The 16,335-nt window shown below is 40.5% G+C and carries 16 protein-coding genes; 7 read left to right on the forward strand and 9 right to left on the reverse strand.

Annotation, left to right across the window (positions count from 1 at the left end; all coding sequences use genetic code 11):
* The first annotated feature begins 9 nt into the window (after positions 1–9).
* From ACWIWK_RS02150 to infB, 7 genes are read left to right on the forward strand one after another with little or no spacing between them, the layout of a single operon-like run.
* Complete coding sequence (locus ACWIWK_RS02150) at positions 10–1,263, forward strand: adenylosuccinate synthase (RefSeq protein WP_454150410.1); 1,254 nt, start codon at positions 10–12, stop codon at positions 1,261–1,263.
* 23 nt (positions 1,264–1,286) lie between these two features.
* Entirely contained in the window at positions 1,287–1,712 is a 426-nt protein-coding gene (locus ACWIWK_RS02155; RefSeq protein ID WP_454150412.1) for a flagellar FliJ family protein, read from the forward strand.
* Positions 1,709–2,476, forward strand: coding sequence for a MotE family protein (locus tag ACWIWK_RS02160; RefSeq protein ID WP_454150414.1), 768 nt, complete (start codon positions 1,709–1,711; stop codon positions 2,474–2,476). The genes ACWIWK_RS02155 and ACWIWK_RS02160 overlap by 4 nt, the downstream gene beginning before the upstream one ends.
* Before the next feature lie 16 nt (positions 2,477–2,492).
* Positions 2,493–2,957 carry a tRNA threonylcarbamoyladenosine biosynthesis protein TsaB gene (locus tag ACWIWK_RS02165; RefSeq protein ID WP_454150416.1) on the forward strand — a complete coding sequence of 155 codons (465 nt, stop codon included), beginning with the start codon at positions 2,493–2,495 and terminating at the stop codon, positions 2,955–2,957.
* Positions 2,958–2,972: 15 nt separating this feature from the next.
* Complete coding sequence (gene thrB, locus ACWIWK_RS02170) at positions 2,973–3,896, forward strand: homoserine kinase (RefSeq protein WP_454150418.1); 924 nt, start codon at positions 2,973–2,975, stop codon at positions 3,894–3,896.
* 21 nt (positions 3,897–3,917) lie between these two features.
* Complete coding sequence (locus ACWIWK_RS02175; protein WP_454150420.1) at positions 3,918–4,148, forward strand: DUF448 domain-containing protein; 231 nt, start codon at positions 3,918–3,920, stop codon at positions 4,146–4,148.
* Between the two features lie 36 nt (positions 4,149–4,184).
* Positions 4,185–6,758: a translation initiation factor IF-2 gene (infB, locus tag ACWIWK_RS02180; protein ID WP_454150422.1), complete on the forward strand. Its 2,574-nt coding sequence runs from the start codon at positions 4,185–4,187 to the stop codon at positions 6,756–6,758.
* On the opposite strand, the gene ACWIWK_RS02185 is transcribed toward infB, so the two are convergent.
* From ACWIWK_RS02185 to ACWIWK_RS02225, 9 genes are all read right to left on the reverse strand, one after another.
* Positions 6,755–7,804: a type II secretion system F family protein gene (locus tag ACWIWK_RS02185; RefSeq protein WP_454150424.1), complete on the reverse strand. Its 1,050-nt coding sequence runs from the start codon at positions 7,802–7,804 to the stop codon at positions 6,755–6,757. The genes infB and ACWIWK_RS02185 overlap by 4 nt on opposite strands.
* 12 nt (positions 7,805–7,816) lie before the next feature.
* A complete protein-coding gene (locus ACWIWK_RS02190; protein WP_454150425.1) occupies positions 7,817–9,316 on the reverse strand; it encodes a GspE/PulE family protein in 1,500 nt (499 codons plus the stop codon).
* A gap of 6 nt (positions 9,317–9,322) precedes the next feature.
* Positions 9,323–11,038, reverse strand: a complete 1,716-nt coding sequence (gene mshL / locus ACWIWK_RS02195; protein ID WP_454150427.1) for a pilus (MSHA type) biogenesis protein MshL — start codon at positions 11,036–11,038, stop codon at positions 9,323–9,325.
* A gap of 135 nt (positions 11,039–11,173) precedes the next feature.
* Positions 11,174–11,386, reverse strand: a complete 213-nt coding sequence (locus tag ACWIWK_RS02200; RefSeq protein WP_454150429.1) for a hypothetical protein — start codon at positions 11,384–11,386, stop codon at positions 11,174–11,176.
* A gap of 741 nt (positions 11,387–12,127) precedes the next feature.
* A complete protein-coding gene (pstB, locus tag ACWIWK_RS02205; protein WP_454152007.1) occupies positions 12,128–12,877 on the reverse strand; it encodes a phosphate ABC transporter ATP-binding protein PstB in 750 nt (249 codons plus the stop codon).
* A gap of 16 nt (positions 12,878–12,893) precedes the next feature.
* The gene (gene pstA, locus ACWIWK_RS02210; RefSeq protein ID WP_454150431.1) at positions 12,894–13,754 is read right to left on the reverse strand and encodes a phosphate ABC transporter permease PstA; all 861 of its coding nucleotides are present in this window, start codon (positions 13,752–13,754) and stop codon (positions 12,894–12,896) included.
* Positions 13,755–13,917: 163 nt separating this feature from the next.
* Positions 13,918–14,862, reverse strand: a complete 945-nt coding sequence (gene pstC / locus ACWIWK_RS02215) for a phosphate ABC transporter permease subunit PstC (RefSeq protein WP_454150433.1) — start codon at positions 14,860–14,862, stop codon at positions 13,918–13,920.
* A 9-nt stretch (positions 14,863–14,871) separates the two neighbouring features.
* Complete coding sequence (locus ACWIWK_RS02220) at positions 14,872–15,171, reverse strand: hypothetical protein (RefSeq protein WP_454150435.1); 300 nt, start codon at positions 15,169–15,171, stop codon at positions 14,872–14,874.
* Between the two features lie 4 nt (positions 15,172–15,175).
* Positions 15,176–16,069 (reverse strand): substrate-binding domain-containing protein, encoded by an 894-nt coding sequence (locus tag ACWIWK_RS02225; protein WP_454150437.1) that lies wholly within the window; start codon positions 16,067–16,069, stop codon positions 15,176–15,178.
* Positions 16,070–16,335 lie beyond the last annotated feature (266 nt).

Here is a 16,335-nt window from a genome sequence, read left to right on the forward strand (position 1 = left end):
AGGTGAAGTATGGCAGATTTGGTTGTTGGGATTCAGTGGGGCGATGAGGGCAAGGGCAAGATTGTAGATTTGCTCGCTAAAGAATATGAATATGTCGTGCGCTGTGGTGGCGGGCATAATGCAGGGCACACTATCGTTTATAATGGCACAAAATACGCCCTACATTTAATGCCATCAGGGATTCTCTACCCACATTGTAAAAATATCATTGGCAATGGCGTGGTGATTAACCTTAAAGCACTTTGTGAAGAAATGGCAAATTTTGGAAGCATAGAGCAGTTACAAGGGAGATTGTTTATAAGTGATAAGGCGCATATCATTTTGCCTATTTATGAAGTGATTGATAAAGCAAAAGAGTCTTTTAAGCAAAAAGACGCTATTGGCACTACGGGTAAGGGCATAGGACCAGCCTATACGCAAAAAATCGCACGAAATGGCATTCGCGTCATTGATTTATACAATCCGCAAGTGTTACAAGCAAAAGTGCAAATTATCGTTAATGATTATGCGTTGTTGCAAGAAACATATAATTTTAGCTTGCCTAGCGTGGATAGCATTATGAAAGAATTGCGTGAGTATGCGCAAACAATTACCCCGCTTGTGAGCAACACCACCGAGCTTTTATGGGAGGCACAAGACCGTGGCGCAAAGATTCTGTGTGAAGGCGCACAGGGAAGTATGCTTGATGTAGAGCACGGCACTTATCCTTTTGTAACAAGCTCTAACACTTTGGCTTCAGGGGCGTGTAGTGGGAGCGGTCTTGCGCCAAAGGACTTAAAGCGCGTTATTGGGATTGTAAAGGCGTATTGCACGCGAGTTGGCAATGGGGCATTTCCAACCGAAGATTTGGGCGCAGATGGCGAGTATTTGCGCTCTAAGGGAGCAGAGTTTGGCACGACTACGGGGCGAGCGCGCCGTTGTGGGTGGTTTGATGCCTTAGCGGTGAAGTATGCTTGCAGGCTCAATGGTTGTGATGAACTTGCTGTGATGAAACTTGATGTTTTTGATGGGTTAGATTCTATTAAGGTTTGCACGGCATACCAACAAAATGGTAAGCACATTCACTCTATGCCCACAGATTTTAGCGATATTACTCCCGTCTATACAGAATTGCGCGGTTGGGATAGCGTGCAGGGCATTAGAGAGTTTAACAAACTTCCTAAAAATGCGAAAGAATATATTGCATTTTTAGAGAATCTTATCGGGGTAAAAATTTCATTTATCTCTACAAGTCCTGAGAGAGAAGATATTATTACAATCTAAACATTAAAAGATTTGGAGGCATAATGAGGACACCATACTCGCCATTAGTGGATATGAGAAAAACCGCACTCACCAACCACGAACATAAAATGATGCAAAATACTTTTGCTATCAATCAAACGCAGGGCAAAATTGATGCGCTTAATGCCGAAATCGCTATGATTAGATTCCCAGAATCTGGGGAATATAGCGCGTATAAAGCAATTTCTTATACGAAAAATACATTATTGCTTGAATTAGATTCTTTGCTTGGTGAGCTTGCTAATCTTAAGGCACAAACAAAAGTCCTGCAAGAAGAATACAGAGTGCTTAATATCGAATATGAAAAAATGCAATACCTTGAGACAAGGGAAATGGAGCGCAAAATGAAAAAACAAAAAAAATCACAGCAAAGAGCAAATGATGAAATGTCTATTTTACTGTATAGCAAAAAAGGGGGGATATTATGAGGTCTTATATCAAGCACATAGGATTATTAGGGATAGCGAGCGCAAGTGTCTTTGGCGCACCTGCAAATAACACAAACTTGCTTGATTGCAATATAATCTTTGAGCAACGCAAAGGTGAAATACGACAAGAATTGCAAGCCATTGATGAGCGACAACAAGCATTGCAAGTTTTGCAAAATGCCACCCAAGTCTTTTTAGACGAAAAGGCGCGCAAACTTCAAGCTCAAGAAAAAAATATTGATGAAAAAATCATCGAATTCCAAAAGGCAAAGGAATTCGCCCAAGCAGAGTTCAAAGCTCAAAGTGAGCAAGTAAGCCTTGATATGAAAGCAAGAGAAGAGTATGTCCAAGAGCTTATAGCGCGCAATGAGGAATTGTTAGAGAAGATTCAAAAAGTCAGCAATGATAAAGTTATCCAAACTTATATCCAAATGAAAGACGCCAAATCCGCTGCAATTATCTCGCAAATGAGCGAAGATGAGGCTGTGGAAATCCTCTCTAATATGGATTCTAAAGATATGGGAAAAATCCTTGCTAAAATGGACGACCAAAAAGCCGCAGCCATTACACAAAAAATACGCAACCCAAACGCTAAAAAGCCAGATGAGCTTCCAAAAAGCCCAGATGTGCCACAAATTGATATGAATGAAAATACAGATATTCCTAATGTAAGCACTTTGTCAAATGAATCAGAAAATGAGCAAGACAATGCAAATGAGCCCCAGCCCCAAGATTCTACGCAAGAAAATCCACAAGGACTCTAAACAATAAGGAATCATAATGGCAAGTTTGGTGTTAATAAGCATAAACTCTCCACTCATAGCAGGTTTGTATGAAAATAATACACTCATAAAACACTACGAAATACAAGGACACACAAGTGCCGCGCTAAATAGTCTTTTTGGCGATATTTTTGCGTCTCATATAATTATAGATTCTATCTTTTATGCCAAGGGACCGGGGCGATATAGCGCACTTAAAAGCACACATATTTTTTTACACACATTGAGCGTTATTAAAGGATACGCGCTTTTTAGCACTCAAAGTTTTTATTTTAATGATAATGCACCTATCCACGCTTTTGGGAAAAATTATTTTATGCAAGAAAATGGTAAAATCGTACTTAAGAGTGCGAGCGATAGCAATGTTTCTTTCGCACAAAATGGATTTTGTTTGCCAGCAGTGCTTAATCCACAAGATTTTGATAGGCAAAATGAACCACTTTATATTTTACCACCTGTGTGATTGTAGGGGGAGCGTATGTTAAAAATTATTGTGCCCGCCACAAGTGCGAATCTAGGACCGGGCTTTGATAGTTTGGGGTTAGCCTTAGGGTTGTATAACACGATTGAAATTACACCATCTGTGATTACGAGCGTGCAAATAACGGGCGAGGGCAAAAATTCTACACATTTAAGAACACACAATGTCTTTGTAAAAATTTTTAATCAAATTTTGGCGCGATATAATGTAAGGGCAGAATGCAAATTTTTATTTCATAACGAGATTCCTGTGGCGCGTGGGCTTGGTTCTAGTTCCGCAGTGATTGTTAGTGCGATTTATGCGGCTTTTTTGTTTATGAATCGTCCCATTGATAAGCAAGAGATTCTCAATATCGCCATAGAATATGAAAAACACCCAGACAATGTTACTCCCGCTGTATTTGGGGGATTTAATGTAGCGATTTTAGAATACAATGACCTTCCCAGAAGGACCAAAATCCAATTTAGACAAAATGTTGTCCATATTCACGCGCCTATTCCTAGCGAGATTCGCGCGGTGGTTGTCGTGCCTAATAAAAGTATGAATACCAAACTCTCAAGAAAAGCCCTTCCAAAACTCTACAATGCCAAAGATTGTGTGTTTAATCTCTCTCACGCTTCGCTTTTAAGTGCGGCGTTTCTCACGCACGATTGGGATAAACTCGCCATCGCAAGTCGCGATAAACTTCATCAAAACGCTAGAATGAAAAATTTTCCAATTTTGTTTAAGATTCAGAGCATTGCCTTGCAAAACGGCGCGCTTTTAAGCACATTAAGTGGTTCTGGCTCATCAATTTTAAGTATTTGCCACGCTCAATCAAGCAAACATTTAGCACAGATTCTCTCCCAGCATTTCCCTAAATACAAGGTTTTAGAGCTAGGCTTTGATAATGAGGGTGTGCGAAGAGTGCAAAAAGTGTAAATTTAGTAAGGTTTTGGTATAATGGCAAAACAAGTGCGAATGTGTGTGGTTTGTAAGACAAGATTTCATCAAAGCGAGCTCTGTCGATTGCAAGTAAAAAAGGACGCACAAAATCAATCCATTATAGGGTTTTTTAGTGGAGCGGGGCGGAGTTTTTATGTGTGTGAATCGTGCAAGGGCGCACCAAAAACACTTAAAAGTATTATGAAACGATTCAAAGCAATAAACGAAGATTTTAGCTTTGAGCGATAATGAAGTGCAATTTAGATTTGTAGGAGTAAAGAGAATATGGCAAAGGTTGAGAAGGTTCGATTAAGCGAAATCGGGCAAGAAGTTGGGAAAAGTGCCAAAGACGCATTTATAGCAGCAAAAGAACTAGAGATTGATGTAAAGACAGCTTCTTCTTCAGTTACCATTCAAGAGGCAGAGGTGATACTCAATTTTCTTATGACAGGAGAAAAGCCAGATTCACCCAAAGGAAAAGAATCACCAAAAACTCCCAAAAAATCTACGCCAAAAGAAAAAAAATCAACCAAAGACGAGGAGAGTAAAACCAAAAAAACACCTCCAAAAACGACAACCGCGCCAGCCCAAGAACAAGAAAGTGTAGAATCCAACCCCCAACAAGAGCAAAAGCAATCCCAAGAGAAGAGCTCGCGTCCCCCAACCCCGCTAGGGTTGCGTATCGTGCGTAGAAATCAAACACAAGAGGAGAGCCAACCAAAGCCAACCCCAAAGCCCAAGCAAAGTGTATTTATTAGTGCGCAAGAGCTTCTTAGGCAAACTGAAGATTCCCAAAATGCTACAAAAACCAAAAAGCCAAAGCCAAAATCTACTCCACAAAAGGCTCGCGATGGCGAACATACAATGGACATTAAAAGAGATATTGATTTTGAGCGCGATGAAGATGAGGAACAAAATGAAATTATGCTCCTTGATTTAAACGAACAACAACTGCGCGATGAAGATGAGGAAAATCGCATAAGGCAAGCCATCACTGATAGAGTGCAAGTGCATCGCAAAAGTCCGTGGATGAATGAGGGCTCTATACGAAGAGGAGGCAAAAAGCCTAAAAAATACACGCAAAAAGAAGAGAAAAAAGAGCTTCAAAGTGTGATTTCTATCCCGCAAGAAATCCGCGTGTATGAATTCGCCGAACGCTCGGGCAGAGAGCTTAAAGATGTGATAAAAGTGCTTTTTAATTTGGGTGTAATGGCGACAAAAAATGATTTTTTGGATAAAGATTCTATTGAAATTTTGGCAGAAGAGTTCAATATACAAATCAATATTATTGATGAAATGGCTGATTTGGTGGATATTTATGAGGAAAGTGCCACAGATTCTAACTTAAAAGAGCGACCTCCTGTGGTAAGCATTATGGGGCATGTAGACCACGGGAAAACTTCATTGCTTGATTATATCCGCAATTCTCGAATCGCAAGCAAGGAAGCAGGCGGGATAACCCAGCATATTGGCGCATATATGGTGGAAAAAAATGGCAAACATATTAGCTTTATCGACACGCCCGGACACGAAGCCTTTAGTAGTATGCGTGCAAGAGGTGCACAAGTAACCGACATTGCAATTATTGTCATTGCTGCTGATGATGGTGTCAAACCCCAAACTATTGAAGCACTCAACCACGCGAAATCTGCTGGAGTGCAGATTATCATCGCTATGAATAAAATGGATAAGCCAAATGTCAATCCAGATAAACTAAAAGCAGAATGCGCAGAGCTTGGATTTACACCCAATGATTGGGGTGGAGAATATGAATTTATCCCTATTTCTGCTAAGAGTGGCGAGGGTGTAGATTCTTTGCTTGAGACTATTTTAATCCAAGCCGAAGTGCTTGAGCTTCGTGCGAGATTTGAAGGAAGGGCGAAGGCTATCGTATTAGAGGGCAGTTTGGAAAAAGGAAGAGGTCCTGTGGCAAGTGTAATTGTCCAAAGTGGTGTGTTAAAAACGGGTGATTGTGTGGTGGCTGGCACTGCTTTTGGGAGAATCCGCGCGATGAGTGATGATATGGGCAAAACAATCACCACACTCACACCCTCAAGCGTGGCGCAAATTGTGGGATTATCAGAAGTGCCAAGTGCTGGGAGCGAGTTGATTGCGGTTGAGAGCGATGCGAAAGCACGCCAATACGCACAAAAACTTGCCTTATATTTGCGACAAAAAGAACTCAGCAAAAGCACAAAGGTTACTTTTGAAGAGCTTGGAGATATGGTGGCAAAGGGTTCGCTTAAGGCTCTGCCAATTATCATTAAAGCAGACACGCAAGGAAGCCTTGAGGCAATTAAAGCAAGCCTTGAAAAACTTAGTAATGATGAGGTGTATATCAATATCATTAGCGCAGGTGTGGGTGGGATTACCGAAAGTGATGTGAGCTTAGCAAGTGCGAGTGAAAATAGCTTTATACTAGGTTTTAATGTTCGTCCAACGGGTAGCGTAAAGGCAAAAGCAAAAGAACTTAGCGTAGAAGTAAAAACCTATTCTATCATTTATGCCCTTATTGAGGATATACAAGGGCTTATCTCTGGTATGATGAATCCAACTATCACAGAGGAAAACACAGGACAAGCCGAAGTCAAAGAAACCTTTACTATTCCAAAAGTTGGCACGGTGGCAGGTTGTATGGTGGTAGATGGTAAGATTGAACGCGGCATTAAAGTGCGCCTAATCCGTGATGGCGTGGTGGTGCATACAGGGCAAATTGCTTCACTTAAGCGATTCAAAGACGATGCCAAAGAAGTGGCTAAGGGTTATGAGTGTGGCATAATGCTAGAAAACTACAATGATGTAGCTGTGGGCGATGTGTTTGAAACATTTAGAGAAGTCGCTCACAAGCCCAAAATCTAAAATACATTTGCGCTCATATCCCACATCGGCACAAACACTCCTAATGCCAAAAGCACAATGAGCCCACCCATAAGAATACTAAGTAGTGGCTCTAGCATTTTTAAGGCATAGTCGGTTTGCTCGTTGATTTGTTCTTGGAGATTCTCATATACCTTTTTTAGCATAACGCTCAATTTAGCACTTTTTTCTCCAGCACTGATAAGAGCGATATTTATCCCATCTAGCAAGTCTAGCGCGACTATGGCTTGGCTTAGGCTTTGCCCGCTTTTAATGCGCTCTAGCACTTCTTTAAACCTTGCCTTTAGCGCGGTATTTTGGACAATGTCGCTTGATAAATTGAGGGCTTCATCAAGTGGCATTGCGCCCTGCAAGCAACAAAATAGCGAAAAGCAAAAACCTTGTGATTCTCGTAATTTATGGAGTTTGCCAAAAAACACCACGCGCAAAAAAATACTATCAAAAGCGAATCTTATATTTTCATTGCTTTTATATAAAGCACTTAAAATAGCTATCCCCCCACATAAAGCCACGCCAAACACTACCCCAAACACACTGAAAAAATCATACACCCAAAGCATTAGTCTTGTATAAATAGGCAAACTTACTCCAAGCTCTTCAAAGAGCATTACAAATGGCGGAATCACAAACCAAATAATGGCAAAAAATGCAAATATCATACTCACAAAAAGCATAAATGGATACATAAGTGCCTGCTTCGTTTTAGAAGCATTTTGTGCGCGTTTTTGGAAATAAATGCTTAGTGTATTGAGCACTACGGCTAGATTCCCACTTTTTTGCCCTATGCCGACAATCACACAGCTAAATTCACCAAAAACATTTTTATGGCGCAAGAGTGCTTCACCTAAGTTAAGCCCGCTTTTTACGCTTGTATGCAAATCTACAAGTATGCGCTCAAGCCTTTTGTTTTGACTTTGAATGGCACTAATGCAATCAAGTAGCGGGATACCAGATTCTATAAGCACGCTAAATTGGGTAAAAAATATATGCAAGTCTTTAGGAGTAATGCTTTGAAATCGCTCTAACATAGCTAGCCTGCCTTAGCACACTCTATAAATTTCATCAATACTACAAAGCCCCTCACTTAATACACGCTCAATGCTTTGCTTTAGGCTTATCATAGGGATTTTTCTGTGTTTATCTCCATTAAGAAATGCCTTAAACTCCTCACTTTGGGGGAGCACTTCACTAAGCAAAATTCTCCCACTAAACCCGCTATTATTGCAATACGGACACCCTCTAGCCCGAAAGAGTGTATCTGGCAGGGTGAGATGAGCACAAAGACTTGCGTATATTTGCTCGTTGTATTCATTATAAAAGTCTTTTTTGACTTCTATTTTGCAGTGGTGGCAGAGTTTGCGTGCCAATCGCTGTGAAATGAGAAGGAGCAAATTTTGTGATAAAGTCTCAATCCTCCCACCTAATGCTAAAATTCGCTCTAGCGCACCAAGCGTATCATTAGCGTGCAAAGTGGCAAAAATAAGATGTCCTGTGAGTGAGGCTTGCAATGCAGATTCTAGCGTTTGGGAATCACGGATTTCTCCTATCATCATTACATCGGGGTCTTGGCGTAATGCTCCGCGTAGAGCCTTTTGAAAACTGAAATTATATTCTTCATTAAGCAAGACTTGAATAAGTCCATCTATGCGGTATTCAATGGGGTCTTCAAGGGTGATGATTTTTTTGCTTTTATCGTTAATGCAATCAAGCATTGCATAGAGCGTGGTGCTTTTACCACAGCCTGTGGGACCTACGAGCAAAATAACACCGCTTGATTTATGCAGCTCTTTTTTAATAAGGTGCAATGATGGTGTATCAAAGCCAAGTTTATGGATTTGCAATCCCTTCGCACTCTTTGCTAAGATTCTAATCACTAGACTTTCTCCTCCAATATTTGGCATTGAAGAGAAGCGAAAGTCAAATTCTTCGTCATTAAAGACTTTAGAGAATCTCCCATCAAGAGAGCGTCTATTTTCACTCATATCAAGTTTGCACTCTAACTTTAATCTTGCAGAAAGCACGGCAAAGATTTCCTGCGATAGCTCAAAACTTTTTACCAAAATGCCATCAATGCGATTGCGAATGATGCCACCATTGGCGTTAAGTTCAATGTGAATGTCGCTAGAGTGTGATTGCAAGGCGTGCAACAAAATAAAATCAAGCAATTCTACAATTTCTTTGCTATTTTGTTCTGCGTTGTGTGGTTTGGGTATGGGGGTTGATGAGAGATTTGCAGGAGTATCTGTAAGCATTGCAAGCCTAGAGCGCAGATTCTTGCTTAGCACGATAAACTTTGCATAATCCCTCGCCTTTTGGTAAAAAAACAAAAAGTCCTTTATTTGCTCGCATTCAACGCGTAAATGTGGAAACTTCTTTTGCAAGTGAAATAAAATAGTTTGTTGTTTTTTTGCACTTGTGGAATCTAGCGCGATTTTTATGCTTGTCTCATCGATGCTATAAGCAAAACAGCGCATTTTATCGACAAAGCTAAATTCAAGCGCACCAAAGGCGTTAAAATCAATTTGTTCTAAAACTTTCATACACATTTATTCATCATTTGGCTCGTTTTCACGCGCTTCATTTTCAAGTGGCAATGGAGCAAATTCTTCATTATGCTGGGTTTGACTTATTGTAGAATCTATTTCTGTGGTTTCTTGCTTTGGAATAAGTGGAGTGAGGATTTGAAATCCATCTAACCCAGAATCTAGTGCGACCTTATCACTTGGATTCATAATTTTTGGCGAGATGACGATAACCATTTCTTTGGTGTTTTGCACATTTTTTCTCCAACTAAAGAAGTATTTTAATAGCGGAATTGAGCCTAAAATAGGAAGTTTTTTGGTGGTTTTTGTCTGTGTTTTATCAATGAGTCCGCCAAGCACGATTCGCTGTCCATCTTGGAGTGCGACAAGAGAAGAGAGGTGCTTGGTAGAGAGATTTGGCGGTGCAGATAGCGCGGTGGTTTGACTTTCTACCGAGCTGTCTTTTGTCTTGGTAATGGAGGGATTGATTTTTAAGATAATGCGATTGTTTTGAATGCTAGGCGTTACATCAAGCAAGATTCCAGCAAACACTGAAGGATAGGCTTGCGAGGCATTTTGCACAGAAGTGCCTTGAGTGGTGGTTTGATAAGTGGTGCTTTGAGAATAGCGCAATACACTCCCCACGCTAATGATAGCAGGTTGATTATTAAGGGTCAGCACTTTTGGATTAGAGACAGATTCTACTTTGCCATAAGTTTGTAAAAACTCTACAATACGCTCAATGCTTACCCCTTGAGAGAATATATTGATTGCATAGCCATTACCAGAATCGCTAAGCACGCCAGAGCTAGCACCATTTTCACTGCTTGGTGTAAGAGTGGAGAGATTTGTAAGGTTAAAAAACTGCTCCCAATCTATCCCATAAGTGCTTGAATCTGTGTGCTCGACATTAAAGATATTCACATCAATAAGCACTTGAGATTGCATTTTTACCGCTAAGGATTCTAAATACTTTTCCACCCTGCTTATTTGTGTAGAAGTGCCCGTGATAGTGAGAAGTCCAGCACCTTTGTTGATGATAATGTCTTTTTGTTGCTCGTTTGACTTTTGGATTGTAGGGATATACCAATCTCCGGGTCGATAGGCAATATTATAGATTTCATTCTCAAGTTCGCCCCAAAAGTCCATTTCATCAATGGAGTAGATTTTTGTCCCACTTTTGCCCGTGCTAAGAGTATGCCCTGCAGCCTTGTTAAGTGCCATTTTGTGCGCTTGAGAATCTTGGGGTAGCAATCCCGCATTTTGATAGTTTGAGTAGTTTGATAGGGTGTTATAGCTATTTAGGTTAGTTTGAGAATCTTGGGAGAAAAAGACATCAGTGTTACTTGAGCCTACACGCGCAGTGGAAATATAGTTAATCGCAAAGGTTTTGGTTTGCAATCCCCAAATCTTCACCACATTTTGGTTAAGCTCGTATTGTATATCGTTTTCTTTTAAAAGCACCTCCAGCACTTGCTCTAAGTTAGCTTTGTGGAATTTTAGTGCCATTTTTTTGGTGCTAAGGAGCTCAAGTGCTACATCTTGCGCATATACGATGCTCACACTGCATTCTGTGGCAATTTGGTGTAAAATTTTGGCTGGTTCGGTGTGTGCGCTTAGAGTAATATCGCAGGCAAAAGTATTTACAAAACATAAACTAACAATATTTATTGATTTTTTGAGAATCCATTTTAAACTATCGTGCGACAAAATCCCCTCCATTGGATTAAAGTTTTTCATTCTTAAAATCATTTATAAACAAAAAATATTCCAATTTCGTCCAAATTTATACAATATAAAATAATTTTGTAATTATATTTAGAGATTTTGGCTTTTTAAGATATGTGAGCAAATGCTTAAATATGGCAGACTTCTTTATAAAATGTCGCATTTCGCCACTTCGCAGACAAAAATCATCTCTTTGTGGTTTTTAAATTCTGTTTTGCCCGTGCTAAATGCTTTAAAATCAAATTCGTATTTGTGGGTTGTGCCGTGAGATTCTAAAATCTGTGTGATTTGCTCTAATGAAATTTTGTTTTGGCTTGAAGTTGATTTGGACGAATAAGTGTTATTATAAGTTACAAGCAAGATTTTGGCGCATTTGGCATTTTATCGCGTGAATTATTTTGCAAGCAGCATTAAATTGTTCCATAATGCTTTATTTGATGTCTATAATCTTACAAGGTTGGGAAATTCATCATTTACCACTTTTACAAAATAGTCTTTATTGTGCTATTGAAGTTATAGTCTATCCATTTTTTTGCAAACATTAAACGGCAAAATGACATTTAAAATTTAAAATTACGCAAATGATTTAAATTTAAGCAAAAATTAAGCAGGGGGGGGTAAAATATTCCTAGCATCTGTTAAATATGACAAATGCAAGATTATATGAAAGGAGAATACACTATGAAATACGATGTATTTTATCGTAGTGGTGGCAAAGGTGCTGGTTATCCTAGCACTACTGGCAACCCATCTGGTGGTGGTCGCGATAATGGACCAAGACCGGGTAAATAATTAAAACAACAATTAAGCAACATTTAAATGTTGCAGTGCGCATTATTTAGGATTAAGTAATGCGCTTAAAACATTATTTAGATACCTGACATATCTTAATTTTCCTCGTTCCAAAAATATCTCTATCCATTTCATGGAAAAGACTTTGCTCGATAACCCCACCAATCATTTCATAATCAAAAAATCAAAATCTTTCACGTGATTTACATATTGATTAGAATCAAATTTTTGGATTTGCGCCTGTGTTAAAAGTGTAAATTTTCGCGCTAGCAAAGTGCAAGGCAAAGTCTTGCAACGACAATCCCAAAATCAACCAAATCGCCCCGCGATATAATCCCTTGTCTTTTTCTCTTTAGCTTCATCGCTAAAAATCACTTTGGTTTTGTTAAACTCCACCACTTCGCCTAGCCAAAAAAACGCCGTTTTATCGCTGATTCGCATTGCTTGTTGCATATTGTGCGTAACGATGATGATAGTGTATTTGGTGCGCAAATCTTTGATAAGCTCTTCGATTTTTAGCGTAGAGATGGGGTCAAGTGCAGAAGTTGGCTCATCCATCAAAATCACTTCGGGGTTTATCGCTAACGCCCTTGCGATACAAAGTCTCTGCTGTTGCCCTCCGCTTAGAGATAACGCAGAATCTTGCAACCTATCTTTGAGCTCATCAAAGAGCGCGACATTTTTTAGGCATTTCTCTACGATTTCATTGAGTTTAGCTTTGTCCTTGATGCCGTGTGTTTTGGGACCAAACGCAAGATTTTCATAGATACTCATAGGAAATGGATTTGGCTTTTGAAACACCATTCCCACCTTTTTGCGAAGCAAATTGACATTGTAATTTTTATAGATATTTTTGTCGTTGAGTAAAATCTGCCCCTTAATCTTGCAACCCTCCACAAAGTCATTCATACGATTGAGGCTTTTTAGCAGTGTGGATTTCCCACAGCCACTAGGACCGATAAATGCGCTAATCTCATTTTCTTGCAACTCCAAATTGATATTTTTTAGCGCACGAAAATTGCCGTAATACAGATTCATATCCTTGATTTTAAACGCCACGCCCATTTTTGTCTCCTTATTTTTGCAGTTTTTTCACTGCGAGATTTGAGAGCAGGTTTATCCCCACCACGATAAAAAGCAAGATTACCGCTGTGGAGTATGCCTGCTCGATATATAGCCCCTCGCTTAAAAGCGCGTAGAGATGCACGCTTAATGTCCGTCCAGAATCTGCCACTCCCGCTACCTTTGCCACGCTCCCTGAAGTATAAAGCAATGCCGCGCTCTCCCCGATAATGCGCCCAACGCCTAAAATCACCCCGCTTAAAATCCCGCTTAACGCACAGGGCAACACCACGACAAAAATCGTTCGTAGTTTGCCCGCACCCAGCGCGAAGCTCCCCTCTTTGTAGGCACTTGGGACGGATTTGAGCGATTCTTGTGTGGCTGTCAAAATCAAAGGCAAAATCATCACCGCCAAAGTCAAAGCCCCCGCAATCATACTCACGCCCATTTTAAAATAAATCACAAAAGCTAAAAATCCAAAAAGCCCATACACAATGCTAGGAATCCCCACTAGCACTTGTGAAGCGAGGTTTATCACTCCCACCACCGCGCTATTTGGCTTGGCGTATTCTTGCAAGAAAATCGCCCCAAAGATTCCAAAAGGAAGCGCAAAGCACAGCGACAACGCAATCATAAAAAGCGTGTTGATAATCGCAGGTGTCATCGAAGCATTTTCACTCGAATACTCCCACTCAAAGAGCTCCGCGCTTAAAAACGGAATGCCTTTTAGCAAAATGTAGCCCACGATAAGCGCGATAGTGGCGAGTGTAAAGCCCACGCCTATAAACATTATCCCCCGTAAAAAGAGCGAGAGAAAGTCCTGCGCCTTTATGGTGGCTATCATTTGTTTGTCGATTTTGTCTCTAAATCCCATTTAATCGCCCCTTTTTAGATTTTGCTTGTCATTGCGCTTACAATGACAAAAACACATTGTCATATTGAGGTTTCGCTAGAAACCGAAATATCTCTAGATTCTAGAATGTAAAAAGAGATACTTCGAGCTTTTGCTCTTAGTATGACAATGGAGCGTGTAAGCCCTACGCCCTTTTCTTTATTGCTAAAAAACACGCGTTGATGAGCAAGATAAACACAAACAGCACCGCACTTGAAGCAATGAGCGCGTCTCTATGAATCCCGCTTGCATAGCCAAGCTCTAGCACGATATTTGTCGTCATCGTCCGCACACCATCGCTTATGCTTTGTGGTATCACGGGTTGATTCCCCGCGATTACGATTACCGCCATAGCCTCACCGATAGCCCGTCCTATGCCTAAAATCACACTTGCTAAAATCCCACTTTTTGCATCTCTTAGCACCACAAAAAACACTGCCCGCTCCACACTCGCCCCTAGCGCGATTGCGCCCTCAAAGTAGCTTTTACTCACCGCCTCAATGCTACTTTTTGACACCAAAATTATGGTGGGTAAAATCATCATTGCAAGTAGCACAGACGCACTTAAAAGCCCCTTGCCATTTGTCTCAAAGATTTGAGAGAAAAACGGCACAACCACAATAAGCCCAAAAAATCCATACACAATGCTAGGAATCCCAGCCATTAGCTCAACCAAAGGCGTTAAATAGCGATTTTGTCGCGAAAAATACGCTAAATACACCGCACATAAAATCCCAAAAGGCACGCCAAAGGCAATCGCTAATCCCGTTACATAAATGCTCCCCACAATCATAGGGAAAATCCCAAAGACTTCGTTGAGTGGCTGCCACACATCGCCTAAAAGAAAGTCGCCAACGCCAATGCGATAAATCGTAGGAATCGCATTGCCAAACAAAAACACGCAAATCACAATAACCGCGAGGATACACACAAACGCACTAAAGCCAAACATTACGCGCATTATGGATTCTAAGCTACAACACTCACGCGCAAATTGCTTTGCTTTTGGTGCGTTTTGGTGATGTTTGTGGGCTAAAAATCTCTGCAAGATTTTGCCCTGCTGTTTGAGCGTTTTTTTCTTTTTTGGCATTTTGGATTCCTAGTTTGTGTCAATTTTTCTGCTTTTATAATTTGTCATATTGAGCGCAAGCGAAATATCTCTAGATTCTAGAATCTTCTCTTTAGAGATACTTCGATTTTGCAAGCAAAATCTCAGTATGACAAAATACTCATCATTGCGAGATTTTGCGCTAAGCAAAATCGTGGCAATCCACCCACTCCCTAGCCCCCTCTTCGCAAGGCGGGGAAGAAAAAAGTCCCTCCCCTTGCGGGAGGGATTTAGGGAGGGGTATTTTGTTTGCCAAAGCAATCCCGCTTTGTCATCGCTTAGTAACGACAAAGTCTTACTTCACTTCTTCCCATTTGGTAACTTTCCCGCTAAAAATCTCTTTGACTTGTTCCTTGCTTAAGCTAGTGATTTTGCTTTGTGGATTGACTATCACGGCTAGCCCATCGATTGCTAGCACTTCGGCTTTTAGCCCTGTGCTTAGCTCGCCCTCTTTTAGCTCACGGCTTACCATTCCTATGTCTGCGATTCCCTGCAGGACAGAGTTTATCCCTGTGGTAGAATCTGATTGCAAAATCTCAATATTTACGCTTGGATTTTGCGCTTTATAGGCTTCTTTGAGCTTTTCCATTAGCGGAGTGATTGAGCTTGAGCCCGCTACTACGATTTTGGCATTTTGGATTTTACCACTTAGCTTTTTGCTCGCTACTTTTTTGACATCGAGCGGAATGTATCCCGCCTTGCTAATCACTTCAGCATTTGCCTTGCTAAAGTCTAAAAAATCCCGCACCAACGCGAGTTTCTCTCCGCTTAAACCTTTGGTTACGACATTAAATGGGCGCGAAATCGTGTATTTTTTAATCTTAATATTTGCTACACTTGGTTCAACGCCATCGATTTTTATGCCTTTTACCATTGGTTTTAGCGAGCCTAGCGAGACATAGCCTATGGCGTTTTTGTCCTTTGCGATGCTTTGAAGCATTACGGCAGTAGAGTTGGTAATCTCTGCTTTTAGTGTCGTGGTATCGACTTTTTTATCGCCCTTTTTCTCAAGCAATCCAAAAATCTCCACAAACGCCCCGCGCGTGCCCGAGCCATCTTCGCGTGAGATGACATTGATTTTGCCTTTTTGTTCTGCCGCTTTTAGGCTATTTAAGCCAAAACACATTGCTACTAAGGCGATTAAGCCCACCATTTGCGCGATTTTTGTTAATTTTACAATCGCTTTCATCATTTGCTCCTTTTTGTTTTAAGATGTTGCGAAGTTTGCGTAATGCTAGCAAACGCGATATATCGCGCTTAGATTGCAATACATAACCAACACGAGCGAAATCATAACAACGCAATGTAAGAGCAACACACAGGGTTTTGTAAAATCTTTGTAAAATCTGCTTTTGCTAGAGATTTTGGATAAGAAAAAAGGCTAAAATTTCAACCAATCCTACGAATGCCAAAAAAAGCAAACATAAAAAATGGAAAATAAAAAATGGAGGAAAA

This window comes from Helicobacter sp. 23-1048 (assembly GCF_053654545.1).